The 17,619-nt window shown below is 69.6% G+C and carries 13 protein-coding genes; 1 reads left to right on the top strand and 12 read right to left on the bottom strand.

What is annotated here, in order from left to right:
* Positions 1-22: 22 nt before the first annotated feature.
* The 12 genes from ASC61_RS18750 to dapA all read right to left on the bottom strand — a co-directional run bounded on the left by ASC61_RS18750 (position 23) and on the right by dapA (position 16,715).
* Positions 23-460, bottom strand: a complete 438-nt coding sequence (locus tag ASC61_RS18750) for a hypothetical protein (protein ID WP_056214804.1) — start codon at positions 458-460, stop codon at positions 23-25.
* Positions 461-463: 3 nt separating this feature from the next.
* A complete protein-coding gene (locus ASC61_RS18755; RefSeq protein WP_200935489.1) occupies positions 464-2,911 on the bottom strand; it encodes an FtsK/SpoIIIE family DNA translocase in 2,448 nt (815 codons plus the stop codon).
* A 152-nt stretch (positions 2,912-3,063) separates the two neighbouring features.
* On the bottom strand, positions 3,064-3,789 hold the full coding sequence (locus ASC61_RS18760; RefSeq protein WP_056214810.1) for a sirohydrochlorin chelatase: 726 nt from the start codon (positions 3,787-3,789) through the stop codon (positions 3,064-3,066).
* 266 nt (positions 3,790-4,055) lie between these two features.
* Positions 4,056-4,772 (bottom strand): sirohydrochlorin chelatase, encoded by a 717-nt coding sequence (locus tag ASC61_RS18765; protein ID WP_056214818.1) that lies wholly within the window; start codon positions 4,770-4,772, stop codon positions 4,056-4,058.
* Positions 4,769-5,887: a uroporphyrinogen-III synthase gene (locus tag ASC61_RS18770; protein WP_157439561.1), complete on the bottom strand. Its 1,119-nt coding sequence runs from the start codon at positions 5,885-5,887 to the stop codon at positions 4,769-4,771. The genes ASC61_RS18765 and ASC61_RS18770 overlap by 4 nt, the downstream gene beginning before the upstream one ends.
* Positions 5,884-6,231, bottom strand: coding sequence for a nitrite reductase small subunit NirD (gene nirD / locus ASC61_RS18775; RefSeq protein ID WP_056214821.1), 348 nt, complete (start codon positions 6,229-6,231; stop codon positions 5,884-5,886). Before nirD ends, ASC61_RS18770 begins: the two co-directional genes overlap by 4 nt.
* A complete protein-coding gene (gene nirB, locus ASC61_RS18780; RefSeq protein WP_056214824.1) occupies positions 6,228-8,807 on the bottom strand; it encodes a nitrite reductase large subunit NirB in 2,580 nt (859 codons plus the stop codon). The genes nirD and nirB overlap by 4 nt, the downstream gene beginning before the upstream one ends.
* Positions 8,808-8,853: 46 nt before the next feature.
* The gene (locus ASC61_RS18785; protein WP_056214827.1) at positions 8,854-10,326 is read right to left on the bottom strand and encodes an FAD-dependent oxidoreductase; all 1,473 of its coding nucleotides are present in this window, start codon (positions 10,324-10,326) and stop codon (positions 8,854-8,856) included.
* Positions 10,323-12,404: a molybdopterin oxidoreductase family protein gene (locus tag ASC61_RS18790; protein ID WP_056214829.1), complete on the bottom strand. Its 2,082-nt coding sequence runs from the start codon at positions 12,402-12,404 to the stop codon at positions 10,323-10,325. The genes ASC61_RS18785 and ASC61_RS18790 overlap by 4 nt, the downstream gene beginning before the upstream one ends.
* Positions 12,405-12,411: 7 nt before the next feature.
* A complete protein-coding gene (locus ASC61_RS18795; RefSeq protein WP_082530771.1) occupies positions 12,412-13,971 on the bottom strand; it encodes an MFS transporter in 1,560 nt (519 codons plus the stop codon).
* Positions 13,972-14,114: 143 nt separating this feature from the next.
* Positions 14,115-15,794: a ribonuclease J gene (locus ASC61_RS18800; RefSeq protein ID WP_056214832.1), complete on the bottom strand. Its 1,680-nt coding sequence runs from the start codon at positions 15,792-15,794 to the stop codon at positions 14,115-14,117.
* A gap of 12 nt (positions 15,795-15,806) precedes the next feature.
* Positions 15,807-16,715, bottom strand: coding sequence for a 4-hydroxy-tetrahydrodipicolinate synthase (dapA, locus tag ASC61_RS18805; protein WP_056214835.1), 909 nt, complete (start codon positions 16,713-16,715; stop codon positions 15,807-15,809).
* Positions 16,716-16,769: 54 nt separating this feature from the next.
* Here dapA and ASC61_RS18810 point away from each other — a divergent pair, with 54 nt between their 5' ends.
* A complete protein-coding gene (locus ASC61_RS18810; RefSeq protein WP_056214838.1) occupies positions 16,770-17,555 on the top strand; it encodes a thioesterase family protein in 786 nt (261 codons plus the stop codon).
* Positions 17,556-17,619: the final 64 nt, after the last annotated feature.

Below are 17,619 nucleotides of genomic sequence, written 5' to 3' on the forward strand. Positions count from 1 at the left end.
CTCGGTGGCTTGAACCAACGCCTCAGTATGCGGCAGCCGAACGGCGCCGCGCCAACTGGACCTCGGCCTCGCCGGGTGAGACGTTCGTCGCAAGGCCGAGCGGCGAGGTGTAGAACTTCGTCCCGTCACGGCTGACGACCTTGACCCGCGGGTCGTAGCGGACGCCGATCCGGCGTTCGATGCGGATCTCCCCCATCTCGCTCCACAGCAGCCCGACCCAGCCCTCACGGGCCCGCATGCGTACACCGTGGTCGTCGGCCACGAACAGCGGCGTGCGCGCGTCGCGCAGGCCGCGCAGGTGGATGGCCCCCAGCACGCCGAACACCGCCGTGAGGAGCCACAGCAACGGCTCGTCATGATCGTAGGCCCGCCAGCCGTAGCCGACGGCGACCGCGAAGCAGGCGGCCGCCAGCACGACGTAGAGACTGGTACGCCTGCGGATCTCGAAGGGCTCGGGCATGGCTCAGCCGTTTCGGATGCTGGCGAGGACCTGCTCGAGGTCGTCGGCCTTGACCAGCACGTCGCGCGCCTTGGAGCCCTCGCTGGGGCCGACGATGCCGCGGCTCTCGAGGATGTCCATCAGGCGACCGGCCTTGGCGAAGCCGACCCGGAGCTTGCGCTGCAGCATCGAGGTCGAGCCGAACTGCGTCGTGACGCACAGCTCAATGGCCTGCAGCACGAGGTCGAGGTCATCGCCGATGTCGTCGTCGAGCTCGCGCTTGGCCGCCTGCGGAGCCGTGACGTCCTCGCGGTAGACCGGCTGCAGCTGCGTCTTGCAGTGCTCGACGATCGTGTGGATCTCGGCCTCGGTGATCCAGGCACCCTGCATGCGCATCGACTTGTTGGCACCCATCGGCAGGAACAGCCCATCGCCCTGACCCACGAGCTTCTCGGCTCCGGGCTGGTCGAGGATGACCCGGCTGTCGGTGACCGAGGACGTGGCGAACGCCAGCCGGCTCGGCACGTTGGCCTTGATGAGGCCCGTCACGACATCGACGGAAGGGCGCTGCGTGGCCAGCACCAGGTGGATGCCGGCGGCTCGGGCGAGCTGCGTGATGCGGACGATCGAGTCCTCGACATCACGCGGAGCGACCATCATCAGGTCGGCGAGCTCGTCGACCACGACCAGCAGGTAGGGATAGGGCGCCAGGACGCGCTCGCTGCCCGCCGGAAGACGTACCTTGCCGGCCCGGACAGCCTTGTTGAAGTCGTCGATGTGACGGAAGCCGAAGTTGGCCAGGTCGTCGTAGCGCATGTCCATCTCGCGGACGACCCACTGCAGCGCCTCGGCGGCCTTCTTGGGGCTCGTGATGATCGGCGTGATGAGGTGCGGGACTCCCTCGTACGCCGTGAGCTCGACCCGCTTGGGGTCGACCATGATCATGCGCACCTCTTCGGGCGTCGACCGCATGAGGATCGAGGCGATCATCGAGTTGACGAACGACGACTTGCCCGACCCGGTGGCGCCGGCGACCAGGAGGTGCGGCATCTTGGCGAGGTTGGCCACGACGTAGCCGCCCTCGACGTCCTTGCCGAGGCCGATGACCATCGGGTGGTGGTCGCTGCGTGCCTTGGCCGAGCGGAGGACGTCGCCGAGCGACACCATCTCCTTGTCGACGTTGGGGATCTCCACGCCGATCGCCGACTTGCCCGGGATCGGCGACAGGATGCGGACCTCGTTGGACGCCACGGCGTACGAGATGTTCTTGGACAGTGCCGTGACCTTCTCGACCTTGACCGCCGGTCCGAGCTCGACCTCGTAGCGGGTCACCGTGGGGCCACGCGTGTAGCCGGTGACGGTCGCGTCGATCTGGAACTGCTCGAGCACCTCGGTGAGCCGCTCGACGACCTCGTCGGACGCCTTGGAGCGCGCCTTGTGCGGCGAGCCCTCGCGCAGCATCGTGCTGTCGGGCAGCGAGTAGACGACGTCGCCGGACAGCGCGAGCTGCTCGGCACGCGCCGGGATCGGCTCGATCGGCGGCCGCTCGACCGGTCCGGTGTCGTCGTCCACCTCGTCGAACACGCGGGCGGGCACCTGACGGTCCTCGTCGGGGCCGTCGACCAGCGGGTTCTCGTAGGGCTCGTCGTCGCTGACGACGGCCGTACGCGGGTGCTTGCGCTTCTTGGGCTCCTCGGCCGGGGCCTCGTCCTTGGTGCGCCCGAGCGCCTTGTCGCGCAGCTCGCGGAGGCGACCCGGCACGGCGTACACCGGCGTGCTGGTCACGATCAACAGGCCGAACACCACGATGAGCAGCAGGATCGGCGACACGACGTAGGCGCTCTTGAGCAGGTCCATCGGGATCGCGGAGAACACGAAGCCGATGGCTCCCCCGGCCTCGCGCATCGCGTCGGGATCAGGATCGCCGGGACGCGGGACACCGTGGGAGATGTGCACGAGCCCGAGGATGCCGCCGCTGATGGCGGCCCAGCCAAAGGCTTGGCGGCCAGCAGGGCCGTTGCGGTCGGGGTGGCGCAGCGTGCGCCAGGCGACGACGACGAGCAGGATCGGGACGGCCCACGCCAGGACGCCGACCGCACCGGCGGTGACATCGCGTACGACGTTGCCGATCGCGCCGGGCATGTCGGACCACACGGAGCCCGCGACGATGACAGCAAGACCGAGGATGCCGAAACCGACGCCGTCGCGGCGCTGCTCGGGATCGAGGTCCTTGGCACTGTGGCCGATGCTGCGCGCGATCGCGCCGACCAGCCCGGCGAGGCCGAGCCACATGGCCGTCGAGGCGCGCAGGAGCGCGTTGAAGACAGCAGCAATCGGACCAGGTCCCGTGCGAGCCGCTGGACGGCGGGCTGCAGGCTTGCGTGCCTGCGGCTTGCGCTTCGTAGCGGTCTTCTTGCGGGCCTGGCTGCCGGACGGCCGCTTGCGCGGCGGGGAAGACGTTCGGGTCGCCATGGACAAAGGTTAAAGCACAGGTCGAAGGTTTCGCCGCAGGCTCGCGTGTGACGCGTGATCTCTCCGCGGGCGGTGGAAATACCACTGTTTGAGGCGGCATTGGGTGGAATGGCCACCGATCAGGTCATTCTGTGGAGAATCCACCGCTTGAGCTACTGGTGGGCCAGGCGGGGGCCGGGATCGCCGCCGATCGGCGTCCAGGCCCCTCGCGAACGGGCTCGTGCCAGCACGAGGCTCACGAGTCGCGCGTCCGGCGGACCACCGTCGAGCAGGGGCTCGGTGACCACGTCAGCGCCTGCGGCGGCGATGTGGTCGTGCACGTCGCCCGGGGTCAGCACATAGGTCGACACGACGACACGCTGGCCGTACGCCCGCGCGACGTCGACGGCGTCGGCGAGCGGCGTGTCGGGCCCCCCGAGAGTCCCGACATGCACGCGGCCGCCCCAGACGGCGCTGAGCAGCCGGGCGGCCTTGCCGATGTCGGCGATCGCCCGGTCATCGGTCGCGGAGTCGGCGGCGAGCACGATCGTGTCGTGCGAGCGGGCCCCCGCCTCAAACAGTCGGCGGACGCCGATCTCCGCGAGGACCCAGTCGGGTCCGAGCGGCGGTGTCACCGTCACCGCCGGGTCGAGGTGCGAGGCCCCGACGACGTCGACGCTGACCGGTGTGTCGTACGACAGCATGAGCGGCACGATCGCGCGGGGACCTGCGGTCTCCGCGACGATCTCCGCGATCGTCGGCTGCTGCACGTCGACGAACGCGTCGACGACGTCGAGGTCCTGCGCCTCCCGCCGCACGGCGTTCACCAGGCCGGCAAGGGCCCCGCGTCCGCGCGAGCTCTCGGCACCGTGGGCGCACAGGATCAGTGTGCGGTTCACGGGTGCCACCTGCGTCGGCCGACCGAGGAACCCGAGATGTCCGCGGTTGGCGGCCGAAGTCGGTGCGCCTCCGCCGTTGCGTGAACGGCGGAGGCTCCCGAATCTGCGGCCTGGAGGCTGCCTCCGGACGGGCTCGAGGTGTCAAAGCGCTTCATGCCTTCACACCTCTCGATCGTCGACGAGGGTTCCCCCACCAGCACCTCCACTCTCTGGCGCACCTGTTTCGCAACGGTTAACGCGGGGGCGAGGTTTGGTTACATCTGTTCTCACACGCGGCTGGAGGACGTCGCAGACGCCCAGTCGAGCACGCCTGCGCCCTCGGCGAACCTGTCGAGGACCAACGACACCATGTCGGGGTCGACGTCGAGCCCGTCGAGCAGCGGACGGGTCACGACCTCGGCGCCGCACGAGAGCAGCTTGTCGTGGAAGAAGCCCGGCGCCATGAGATAGCTCGCCACGACGACGCGGCGACCGGCGCCCGACACGTCGCGCACGATCTCGGCGATCGGTGTCCCCGTGCCTCCGACGTAGCCGACAGGCACCGGAGAGCCCCAGGCGGCGCCGAGCATGCGGGCGGCCACCTCGACGCTCTGCCGGGCTCGTGCGTCAGTCGATCCGGCGGCACCCAGCACGACGATGTCGTTCCGCGTCACGCCCGCCTCGGCGAGTCTCCCGAGCATGACACCGGTCAGCCGCGGATCAGGGCCGAGCGTGCTGGACGCGACGGCGTACGGCCGGTCGACGGCCTGCTCGATGTCGACGTGCACGTGGAAGCCGGGCGCCAGGAGCAGCGGCACGACCACGGCGAGCCCGTCGACGTGGTCCACGACGCGGGCCACCGGCGGTTCCTGCACGTCGACGAACGCCTCGCGCACGTCGAGATGTGGCGACAGGTCACGAACCGCCTCGACCAGGGCGGTGATCGAGGTGCGGGCGGCGGGGACGTCGGTGCCGTGGCTCGTCGCGATGAGCGTGATCGTCACGACGCCGACTCCGCGATCGCAAGGCGATAGCCGCGCTTGACGACCGTCTGGACGATGGGCTGGCCGATGGCCTCGCGGAGGCGTGCGACAGCGACCTCGGCCGAGTGCGGGTCACCGGAGTCGCCCGGCAGCACCGAGAGCAGCTCTTCACGCGAGCGCACGGATCCCGGTTCGCTCGCCAACGCCCGCAGGATCGCCAGGCCGCTGGGCGAGACCGGCAGGACCTCGTGGTTGAGGGTCGCTGCCGTCGCACGGACGCGGAGCTGGCCTGCGGGGGTCGCCACGTTCTCGGAGGCGTCGCCCAGATACATCACGAGCGACCGCACGAGCGCACCCAGCCTGGCGCGGTCCGGCAGCAACGGGTCGAACCCGGCAGCGCGCAGCGGATCGGCGGTCACGGGGCCGACGGCGGCGAGGACGAGGCGACGGTCCTTCTCGAGGCGTCTCAAGTCGTCGTCGACACCGGCTTCGTTGACGGCAGCCAGCCACGCGGCGGCTCCGGGCGCCGACGTGAAGACGACCGAGTCGTACGACCCGGCGGCGGCATCGCGGACGGACCGTTCGACCGCGGAGGGATCCGGTGGTGCGCCCCAGCGGTAGACGACGAGGCCGAACGGCCGGCCGCCTGCTGCGCGCAGCCGCTGCTCGAGTCCGTCGTCGCCGGCACCGTGGTGCTGCACGGCGATCGACAGTCCCTTGACGCCTTCGGTGGCCAGGAACTCGGCGATCTCGGCCGACGTCTCGGACTCGGCGACCCAGTCGGGCACCAGACCAGCGGCCTGCAGGGCACCGCGGGCCTTGGGACCGCGGGCGATGAGGCGTACGGATTCCAGCGCCTCGATCAGCTCATGCCCCATGCCGGCTGCCTCGGCGGTGTCGAGCCAGCCACGGAAACCGATACCGGTCGTCACGACCACGATGTCGGTGCCGGTCGCGATCATCTGCCGGGTCTGGGCGAGCAACGTGTCCTCGTCGATGTGCGACTCGACGCCGAGGGAGGCCGCGATCGTGACGTCGGCACCGCGGCGACCGAGGGCCAGCGAGAGGTCGGCAGCCCGCCGTTGGGCGGTCACCAGGATCTGGGTACCGGCGAGCACCGGCCCGAGTGCGGTCACGCCGCCCTGCTCCGAGCGACGACCTGGACCTCGACCCAGCCGTCGGCGACGCGTGTGGGCCAGACCTGGAGCGAGACCTCGGGGTCGTCGAGGCACTGGCCCGTGCGGAGGTCGAACGACTGCTTGTGCATCGGTGACGCGACCGTCGGCACGCCCTTGCGGCTGCCGACCAGCCCGCGGGCCATGACGTTGGCCTGGCTGAACGGGTCGAGGTGGTCGACCGCGTGGACCTCACCGCTGTCGCTCAGGCGGAACAGCGCGACCTGGTGGCCGCCGACGAGCGCCGCGGCGCCGCGGTCGGGCACCAGCGCCTCCAGCTCACAGACACGCTGCCACTCAGTCATACCGTCACCTCTGCGTCGCGTACGGGAATCGAGGCGCCCGCGATCAGCACGGCGCGCTCCTCGTCGTCGGCGGGTCGACGCTGACCCCGTTCCTCGACATATACAAGATCCGGGTCGGGTGTTTCAGGCGCGTTAACGAATGATGCGAACCGAAGAAGTTTCTTCTCGTCGGCGAGAGTCGCCGCCCACTCGTCCTCGTACGTGTCGACGTGCGCAGCCATCGCGGCATCGAGATCCGCGGCGATGCCGAGGCTGTCGTCGAACACCACAGCGCGTACGGCGTCGATGCCGCCCTCGATCGACTCGAGCCACGGCGCGGTGCGCTGCAGGCGGTCGGCGGTGCGGATGTAGTACATGAGGAACCGGTCGATCGCCCGCACCAGCTCCTCGGTGCTGAGGTCCTCCGCGAACAGCTGCGCATGCCTCGGGGTGAACCCGCCGTTGCCGCCGACGTACAGGTTCCAGCCCTTGTCGGTCGCGATGATGCCAACGTCCTTGCCCCGGGCCTCGGCGCATTCTCGGGCGCAGCCCGACACCGCGAGCTTGAGCTTGTGCGGCGACCGCAGGCCGCGATAGCGCAGCTCGAGGTCGATCGCGAGGGTCGTCGAGTCCTGCACGCCGTAGCGGCACCAGGACTGGCCGACGCACGACTTCACGGTGCGCAACGACTTGCCGTATGCGTGCCCGGACTCGAACCCGGCATCGACGAGTCGCTTCCAGATCTCGGGGAGCTGCTCGATGCGCGCGCCGAACAGGTCGATGCGCTGACCCCCGGTGATCTTGGTGTAGAGCCCGAAGTCCGAGGCGACCTGGCCGATCGCGATCAAGCCGGCCGGCGTGACCTCACCACCGGGGATGCGCGGGACGACCGAGTAGGTCCCGTCCTTCTGCAGGTTGGCCATGACGTGGTCGTTGGTGTCCTGCAGGGTCGCGTTCTCGCCCTCGAGCACGTGGCCCTTGCCGAGCGAGCCCAGGATCGAGGCGACGACGGGCCGGCAGATGTCGCAGCCGCGACCCGTGCCGTGCTTCTCGATGAGCTCGCTGAACGTCGAGATCTCGCTGACCCGCACGATGTCGAACAGCTGCGCCCGGGTCACCGAGAAGTGCTCGCACAGCGCCGTGCTGACCTCGAGGCCCTCCTCGGCCATCTGGGTCTCCATGAGCTTCTTGACCAGGGAGACGCACGAGCCACAGCTCGTGCCGGCCTTGGTGCACTGCTTGACGGCTGCGATGTCGGTGCACTGGTGGTCCGTGACGGCGCCGCGGATCGTGCCCGCGGTGACGTTGTTGCACGAGCAGACGTTGGCGTCGTCGGGCAGCGAGCTGCCGCTCGGTGGCTCCATGCCCTCGGGGAGCAGCCAGGCGGTCGGATCGCTGCCCAGGGCACGGCCGACCATGGGCCGCAGGTTGGTGTACGCGCTGGCGTCGCCGACCAGCATGCCGCCCAGCAGCGTCTGGGCGTCGTCGCTCATGACGAGCTTCTTGTAGACGCCGGCGGTCGGGTCGGCATAGACGACCTCGAGCGAGCCGTTGGTCGCGGCGAACGCGTCGCCGAAGCTGGCGACGTCGACGCCCAGCAGCTTGAGCTTGGTCGACAGGTCGGCGCCCTCGAACGTGGCGTCGCCGCCCAGCAGGCGATCCGCGACGACCTCGGCCATCGAGTAGCCCGGACCGACGAGGCCCCACACACGGCCGGCGATGTGGGCGACCTCGCCGATCGCGAAGATCGAGTCGTCGCTGGTCAGGCATGCCTCGTCGGCGAGGACTCCCCCGCGCTCGCCGAGCTCGAGCCCGGCTTCGCGGGCAAGCTCGTCGCGCGGGCGTACGCCGGTCGCGAAGACCACGACGTCGGCGGGGATCTTGTCGCCGTCGGCGAACTGCATGCGCGTGACCTTGCCGTCACGCCCCGCCCGCAGCTTGGAGGTGGCGGTGGACGTACGCACCGAGACCCCGAGCTGCTCGATGATCCTGCGCAACGCGCCGCCGCCGGCCTGGTCGACCTGCAGCGGCATCAGCCAGTCGGCGAACTCGACGACCGTCGTGTCGGCGCCGAGGGCCGTGAGCGCTCCGGCCGCCTCGAGGCCGAGCAGGCCTCCGCCGACGACCGCGCCCTTGACCTTGCGGCCGAGCACCGCCTCGCGGTCGAGCACCCAGGCGCGGAGCTCGGCAACGTCGTCGACGGTGCGGTAGACGAAGCAGCCGGGCAGGTCGGAGCCCTCGACCGGCGGCACGGTGGCGTACGAACCGGTGGCCAGCACGAGCCGGTCGTAGTCGAACGTCGTGTTGCGGGCATGGATCTGCTTCGCCTCGCGGTCGATGCCGCTCACGATCGACCCGCGATAGAGGCGTACGCCGGGGCGCTTCCAGAGCTCACCGTCGCCGAGGAGCAGGTCCTCCGGGTCGCGGTCGGAGAAGAAGGAGGTCAGCGCCACGCGATCGTAGGGCGGGCGGGTCTCGTCGCCGAAGACCTCGATGTCCCAGGCCTCGTCGGCACCCCGTTCGACCATCGCCTCGACGAGGCGGTGGGCGACCATTCCGGCCCCGACGACGGCAAGCTTCTTCTTCTGGTTCATCATGCCTTTCACGGTAGGAATCGCAGATTTCACGTCTGGGGTCTTCGTGTTACCGCGACGGAACGGTTGTCTCACGTGTGGCGTCAGTGGCCTGTGAGATCTCCGGCGGGTCGCTCTCCTGGAGCCAGTCGACGATGCCGCAGACGAGCTTCTTGCAGCCTCCGCAGCCGGTCGTCGCGAGCGTCGCGCTCGCCAGCGCGTCGACGGTCGTGGCCCCGCCGTCCCAGGCATGCACGAGATCGCCCTTGGTCACGCCGTTGCAGCGGCACACCGTCGTGGCGGCGGGCATCGTGGTCGGCGACGCGCTCTCGACGACACCCATCGAACCGCTGCCCATCAGCAGGTGCATCGGGTCGACCGGCAGCATGCCGGGCCGGTCGAACTGGGTCGACAGGTGCGCCGCCAGGTCAGGGGCACCGACGCACGTGACGCCCACGAGGGTGTCACCGCGGGCGACGAGCTCGACGTAGCGGCGTTCGCGCGGATCGGACAGCGTCACGACCCGGTCGCGCTCCGCCGCATTCGACGCGCGGACGCCCATCGTCACGACGCTCATGCCGACGGCCTTGAGCCGCATCGCCGAGCCCGAGATCGGCGGCAGCTCGAGCTCGGTGTCGTGGGCGAGGCTGCGAGCCAGAGCACGCGCCTGCGCCCAGCCCGGGGCGACGAGCCCGCTGACGCCGCTGGGCGTCTCGGCGCAGTCGCCGATCGCCGAGATGTGGGGGTCCTGCGTCGTACGCAGGTCATCGCCCACGACGATGCCGACGTTGGTCTCCAGACCGGCCGCGCCGGCGAGGCTGGTCTCCGGCGCCGTGCCGGCCGCGAGGACGACCAGACCGGCCGGGTAGGACGTGCCGTCGGCGAGACGTACGGCCGTGACCCGGCCATCGGTCACTCCCACAGAGGCGATCTGCGCGTTGCCGACGAAGTCGATGCCGAGGTCCTTGGCGGCGTCCTCGGCGACCTGCGCGACCGAGGCGTCGAGGTCTCGGTCGAGCATCGTCGGCATGATCGACATGACCGTCACGTCGACGCCACGGTGCTGCAGGCCGCAGGCGAGCTCGATGCCCAGGGGGCCGCCGCCGATGACGACAGCGGTGTCGACGTTGAGCGCAGCAGCGGAGATGTCGCGGGCGTCGTCGAGGCTGCGCAGCACGTGCGCGCCACGCGGCAGGCCGTCGCGGAGGCCGGGAATCGGGATGACCCTGCCCCGCGCGCCCGTCGCGAGCACGAGGTGGTCGTACTCGAAGTCGCCCTGTGCCGTCACGACGCAGCGACGCTCGCGGTCGATCTCGAGCGCGGCGACTCCCGGACGTACGCGGACCCGTCCTTCGTCGGGGGTCGGCAGCGCGAGACCAGCGAGGTCGACGCGGCCGGCGACCAGCTCGGTCAGCAGGACACGGTTGTAGGGCTCGTACGACTCCTCGCCCAGCAGGTCGACGTCGACGTCGGGAGCGATGCGTCCCAGCTCGTCGACGAAGCGGTTGCCCACCATGCCGGCACCGATGACCACGACCTTCATGACTCTGCCCTCCTGATCTGGACTGCACACACCTTGAACTCCGGCATGCCCGACACCGGGTCCGTCGCCGCGTTGGTGACGGCGTTGACCATGCCCTCGTCCGCGAAGTGGAACGGCACGAACACCGTGTCCGGGCGGATGTCGGGGCTGATGCGCGCCTGGGCGACCATCGACCCGCGCTTGGACGTGATCCGGATGTCGTCGATGCCCTCGACGCCGATGCGGTCGGCCAGCATCGGATGGATCTCGACGTAGGCCCGGGGCATCGACTCGTTGAGCTTGGTGACGCGCCGGGTCTGGGCGCCGGACTGGTAGTGCTGCAGCACCCGGCCGGTCACGAGCCACACGGGCGCCTCTGACCTCAGCGCGTCGGCGGGACCCACCGGGCGTACGGCGATCATCGTCGCGCGGCCGCTGGGGGTCGGGAACGACTCGGCGAACAGCCGCGGCGTGCCGGGGTGGTCCTCCGACGGGCACGGCCAGTAGAGCGCCTCGCCTGCGTCGAGCCGGTCGTACGAGATGCCGGCGTAGTCGGCACGGCCGCCAGCACTCGCGCGTCGCAGCTCGTCGTAGACCTCACGGGGCTCCGTCGCCCACACTCCGGGCGCGTCGAGCCGAGCAGCGAGTGCAGAGAAGATCTCGAGCTCAGAACGTACGCCTGGGGGCGCCTCGACAGCCTTGCGGCGGCGCAGCACGCGGCCCTCGAGGCCCGTCATGGTGCCCTCCTCCTCGGCCCACTGGGTCACGGGGAGGACGTAGTCCGCCAGCATCGCGGTCTCGGACGGGATGAAGTCGCACACCACGACGAGGTCGAGCGACTCGATGCGGCGACGGATCGCGTCGGCGTCGGGGGCGCTGACCAGCACGTTGCTGCCGTGCACGAACAGCGCTCGCGGGCCGTCTGGCATGCCGAGGCTCATGAGCAGCTCGATCGCGGGCACCCCGGGGCCGGGGATGACCTCGGGGTCGACGCCCCACACCCCGGCGACGTGCTCGCGGGCGGCCGGGTCGGCGATCATGCGGTAGCCGGGCAGCTGGTCGGACTTCTGGCCGTGCTCACGACCGCCCTGCCCGTTGCCCTGGCCCGTGATGGCGCCGTAGCCACCGCGTTCGGCACCGACGAGACCGAGCGAGAGGGCGAGGTTGATGACCGCGGTGACGGTGTCAGTCCCGTCGACGTGCTGCTCGGAGCCGCGGCCGGTCAGCAGGAACGCGCCGGCCCCTCCGCGGTGCGGGCTCGCATCGGCGAGCGTACGGGCGATGCGGCGCAGCTGGGTCTCCGCGACGCCGGTCGTGGCGGCGACCCGCTCGGGCCACCACTCGGCGACACTGCGGCGTACGGCGTCAACGCCGTCGACGCGGGCGGCGAGGTAGTCGGCATCGACGAGCGACTCGGCGTACACGATGTGCAGCAGTCCGAGCAGGAACACGAGATCGGTGCCGGGCACGAGCTGCACGTGCTCTCCGGCGCCGTCCTCGGTGAGCTTGGCGGTCGCACTGACGCGCGGGTCGACGACGATCAGGCCCCCACGCTCGCGCACGCCACCGAGGTGCTGGACCGCCGGAGGCATCGTGTCGGCGAGGTTGCTGCCGAACAGCATGACGACCTGTGCGTCGTTGAGGTCGGTCAACGGGAACGGCAGCCCACGGTCGACGCCGAGCGTACGGTTGGCGGCCGCGGCGGCCGAGGACATGCAGAACCTGCCGTTGTAGTCGATCAGCCGAGTACGCAGCGCCAGTCGGGCGAACTTGCCGAGCTGGTACGCCTTCTCGTTCGTCAGTCCGCCGCCGCCGAACACTGCGACAGCGTCCGGACCATCAGTCGCCTGGATGGCCCGCACCCGGGCAGCGATGTCGTCGAGTGCCTCGTCCCAGCCGACCGGCTCGAAGCCCTCGGGCGTGCGCCTCAGGGGTGTCGTGATGCGGTCCTGTGCCCTGAGGAGCTCGGCGCTGGTCCAGCCCTTCTGGCACATGCCGCCGACGTTGGTGGGAAACGCCCGCGGCTCGGCGGCGATGGGATCGCCGCCGAGCTTCTGGGCGCACTGCAGGGCGCAGTACGGGCAGTGCGTGTCCGTCACGGTGTTGCTACACCCCGACCTTCGCCATGTGGGACTTGGGCCGCAGGTAGAAGACCCACGTCACGGCGAGGCAGATCACGTAGAACACCGCGAACACGATGAACGCGTTCTTGACCGCCGCGACCGGGTCGTCGACCCAGGGCGAGCTGAACGTGATCGGGATCAGGAACCCGCCGAGGGCGCCGACGGCACCCGCGATGCCGATGACGGCCGAGGCCTCCTTGGTCGACTTCTTCTCGGCAGCCGCACGCTCCGGGGAGCCGTCCGTGCCGGTCTCGAGCGCGTAGCTCTTCATGATCAGCGGGATCATCCGGTAGGTCGAGCCGTTGCCGATGCCGGTCGCGGCGAAGACGAACAGGAACGCGATGAGGAAGAACGGGAAGATGTCGGAGTTGTGGTTGACCGCTGAGACGACCTCCGGGGTGAAGCCGGGGAACGACGTCGGGTCCTTGGCCCAGGCGGCGAGCTTCTCCGGCGGAGCGACCGGGACGGTCCTGAGCTGGGTCAGCGTGTAGAACACCGTCAGGGTGCCGACGATCATCACGATGAACGTCACGAACGTGACCTTGGCGCCGCCGTACTTGTCAGCCAGCCAGCCACCGAGCGGACGGGTGAGCGAACCGACCAGTGCGCCGAGGAAGGCGTAGTAGGCGAAGTTGATGCCGATGGACGCGGTCGGGACCGGCGAGCGGAAGAAGTTGATCTTGATGAGAAGCGGCATCGCAGCCGAGAAGCCGATGAACGAGCCGAACGTGCCGACGTAGAGGAACGACATGACCCACGTGTGCTTGTACTTCACGACCGCGAGCTGCTCGCGCGGCTTGGAGTAGGCGGCACTGAGGTTGTTCATGAACGCGTACGCCGTGATGGCCGCGACGACCGCGAGCGCAGCGTAGAGGTAGCCGGCCCGCTGGAGCACGATCCCGCTCTGGCTGGCCTTGACCAGGCCGAAGGCACCGGCGCCGCCAACGATGATCGGCAGGAAGAACTGGATGACCGAGACGCCGAGGTTGCCGCCTGCGGCGTTGAGGCCGAGCGCCGTGCCCTTGAGCCTGGTGGGGTAGAAGAAGTTGATGCTGGCCATCGACGAGGCGAAGTTTCCGCCGCCGACGCCCGCAGTCGCGGCGATCACGATGAACACCCAGAAGGGGGTGTCGGGCCGTTGCACGAAGAACGCGAACAGCAACGTCGGGATCACCAGCATCAAGGCACTGAACACTGCCCAGTTGCGGCCACCGAACTTCGGCACCGCGAAGGTGTAGGGCAGGCGGAGCAGCGAGCCGACGAGGTTGGGGACGGCGACGAGCCAGAACAGCTGCTGCGGGGTGAAGGCGAAGCCTGCCTTCGTCAGCATGGCGGCGCTGACGCTCCACAGGAGCCACACCGAGAAGCCGAGGTGCTCACCGAAGATCGACCAGATGAGGTTGCGCTTGGCGACCGCGCGACCGGTGGACTCCCAGAACGCGGGGTTCTCGGGCTCCCAGTCGTCGATCCACCTGCCTGTGCGGCGAGCAGAAGCCTGTGGGGTCGGCTGTTGTTCAGGAGGACTGCTGACGACACTGGTCATGGAACGCTCCGAGGTCATGGATCCGGCACCTCGCCGGATCTGGTAACCCTGAAACTAGGCAGCGCGTGTTTCAGACCAAGCGACCTCGTGATGAGAACGACGTAACACTGTCCGCACAGTCCTCATACCTGTGGTGTGAGAAGTCAGGCCTCGATGACGACCGGGAGGATCATCGGGCGGCGGCGCAGCTTGCGGCCGACGTACGAGCCCAGGACCCGGCGTACGACCTGCTGGAGCTGGCGCGAGTCGTGGTTGCCCTCGGCCATCGACTCCTCGAGTGCCGAGACGATCTTGGGCAGGATCTCGTCGAACGCCGAGTCGTCCTCGGCGATGCCGCGGGCGTGGATCTCGGGGCCGGAGACGATCTTGCCGTTGGTCGAGTCGACGACCACGACGACCGAGATGAAGCCCTCCTCGCCCAGCACGCGCCGGTCCTTGAGCTCTGAGTCCGTCAGGTCACCGACCGAGGAGCCGTCGACATAGACGTAGCCGCACTGGACGGCACCGGTGATCGAGGCATGCCCGTCGACGAGGTCGATGACGAATCCGTCCTCAGCCAGCAGCACGTTGGGCACACCCGTGGCGGTCGCGAGCTTGGCGTTGGCGTGCAGGTGGCGGATCTCGCCGTGCACCGGAAGCACGTTGGTGGGCTTGACGATGTTGTAGCAGTAGAGCAGCTCGCCCGCGGAGGCGTGGCCCGACACGTGCACCAAGGCGTTGCCCTTGTGGACGACGTTGGCGCCGAGCTTGGTGAGCCCGTCGATGACGCGGTAGATCGCGTTCTCGTTGCCGGGGATCAGCGACGAGGCCAGGAGCACGGTGTCGCCCGGCTCCAGGCTGACCTGCTGATGGCTGTTGTTGGCCATGCGCGACAGCGCCGCCATGGGCTCGCCCTGCGAACCGGTCGACATCAGCACCATCTCGTGCGGCGGCGCGGCGTCGATCTTGTCGACGACCACCCCGTCAGGCACGTGGAGGTAGCCCAGCTCACGGGCGATCTGCATGTTGCGCACCATCGACCGGCCGACGTAGGCGACCTTGCGGTTGTGCTTGGCGGCGGCGTCGATGACCTGCTGGACGCGGTGGATGTGGGACGCGAACGACGCGACGATGATGCGCCGGGTGCTGCTGGCGAAGACCGCGTCGATCGCCGGGGTGATGTTGCGCTCCGACGTCGTGAACCCCGGCACCTCGGCGTTGGTCGAGTCGGTGAGGAACAGGTCGACGCCCTGCTCACCCAGCCGCGCGAACGCCCGGAGGTCGGTGATGCGGCCGTCGAGCGGCAGCTGGTCCATCTTGAAGTCGCCGGTGTGCAGCGCGACCCCGGCGGGCGTCTTGATCGCGACGGCGAGGGCGTCGGGGATCGAGTGGTTGACCGCGACGAACTCGAGCTCGAACGGTCCGAACGCCTGCACGTCACCCTCGGACACGACGTACTTGGGCGCGTCCTTGAGCCGGTGCTCCTTGAGCTTGGGCTCGAGGAATGCCAAGGTCAGCTGCGAGCCGATGACGGGGATGTTGTCGCGCTCGCGCAGCAGATAGGGCACGCCACCGATGTGGTCCTCGTGACCGTGCGTCAGCACGATGCCGACGATGTCCTGCAGGCGGTCACGGATCGGCCCGAAGTCGGGGAGGATCAGGTCGACGCCGGGCTGGTGCTCCTCGGGGAAGAGGACGCCGCAGTCGACGACGAGCAGCTTGCCGCCGTACTCGAAGACCGTCATGTTGCGGCCGATCTCACCGAGCCCGCCGAGCGGGATGACGCGTAGTGCGCCTTCGGGAAGTGCGGGCGGCGGATCGAGCTCGAGGTGCATGTGGCTCATGAATGAGGGCTCTCAGAGAAGGCCCGAGGCCGTGAGTCCGTCGCGAACGATCGCGACTTCCTCGTCGGTGGCCTCGAGGAGTGGTGAACGCATCGTGCGGTGCTCGAGCACCCCCAGGAGCTGCAGCGCAGCCTTGGAGGTGATCGCACCTTGCGTGTGGGTCATCATCGCCTTGACGGCGGGAAGCAGCTGGTTGTTGATGGATCGTGCGGTGGTCAGGTCGCCGGCGTCGACCGCCGCGACCATCCGGGCGTACGCACCGGCGGCGGCGTGCGAGACGACGCTCACGATGCCGCTGGCGCCCATGGCGAGCCATGGGAGGTTGACGGGGTCGTCGCCGGAGTAGACCTTGATGCCGGTCTCGCGCATCAGCCAGGCACCGCGGTTGAGGTCGCCGACGGCGTCCTTGACCGCGATCACGAGCGGGTGGTCCGCAAGCCGCGCGTACGTCTCGTCGGCGATCGTGACCGCGGTGCGGCCCGGGATGTCATAGAGCATGACGGGCGTGTCGTCGCCCGCGCGGGCGACCTCCTCGATGTGCGAGAGGATGCCGGCCTGCGGCGGCTTGCTGTAGTAGGGCGTCACGAGCAGCAATCCGTGTGCGCCGGCCTTCTTGGCCTGCTCGGCCAGCTCGACGGAGTGGCGCGTGTCGTTGGTGCCCACTCCAGCTACGACGGTGGCGCGGTCGCCGACGGCTTCGAGCACAGCGGCCAGGAGCCGTCCGTCCTCGGCGACCGTGGTGGTCGGCGACTCGCCGGTCGTACCGCTGACGACGAGTCCGTCGCTGCCCTGGTCGACCAGATAGCTCGCGACCTTCTGCGCGTCGGCCGGATCGAGCTCACCCTCGCGGGTGAACGGCGTGACCATGGCGGTCAGCACGCGCCCGAAGGGCGCAGCCTCGGTGGCGAGCGGCGACGTCATACCCACGAGGCTACCGCTTGAGCCGGTATCGGCGCCGACCGGCAGGATGGAGGCGTGACCGAGGACATCTACGACATCGACACCTCGTCCGTGCCGCGGGGCGACGGCATCCGCGACCTGACCTTGACCGACCGTTGGAACACGCCGCTGGGCAAGCCCAACGGCGGCTACATCCTCGCGGCGATGCTGCGCGGGCTGGGCGAGGAGATGGGTGTCGAGGACGCGATGGTCGCGGCCGTCACCTACCTTGCATCGCCCGAGACCGGCGCGGCCGAGCTGCGCACGACCACGTTGCGTCGCGGTCGCCGGGTGCAGACCGGCGAGGCAGCGCTGTGGGAGGGCGAGCGGCACATCGCCCAGCTCCAGGCCAGCTTCGGGGCCCGCAGTGGCCGATCGCTCGAGCTCGGCACTCCCCCGGACCTGCCGGCTCCCGACGACTGCCTCGACCCCAAGGACTTCCCCGGCGCGATGCCGGCGTCGACGATCTTCGACCGGGTCGACTACCGACTGGGTGCTGCACCGGGCTGGGCCCTCGGCACACCCAGCGGCGATCCCACCTCCGAGCTGTGGCAGCGGCTCGCCGGTGGCCGTGAGATCGACCTGCCGGCTCTGGCGTTCCTGTGCGACTCGTTCGCTCCGCCCGTCCTCGAGATCGGCGCGGCCCAGTCGATGACGGTGCAGCTGACGGTCCACCTGCACCGCAAGCCTGTGCCGGGCTGGATCGCGACCCGCCTGACGACCCGTCACGTCGTCAACGGGTTCCACGACGAGGACTGCGAGCTGTGGGACGAGGCCGGCAACCTCGTCGCCCAGAGCCGCCAGCTCGCCATGCTGCTCTGAGGCGCCGCGAAGTGGCGGCCCGACCACCACCGGAGCTCGTGTGGGTGGTGGATCACCCGCCACT

It is taken from the genome of Aeromicrobium sp. Root344 (genome assembly GCF_001425755.1).
Classification (GTDB): domain Bacteria; phylum Actinomycetota; class Actinomycetes; order Propionibacteriales; family Nocardioidaceae; genus Aeromicrobium.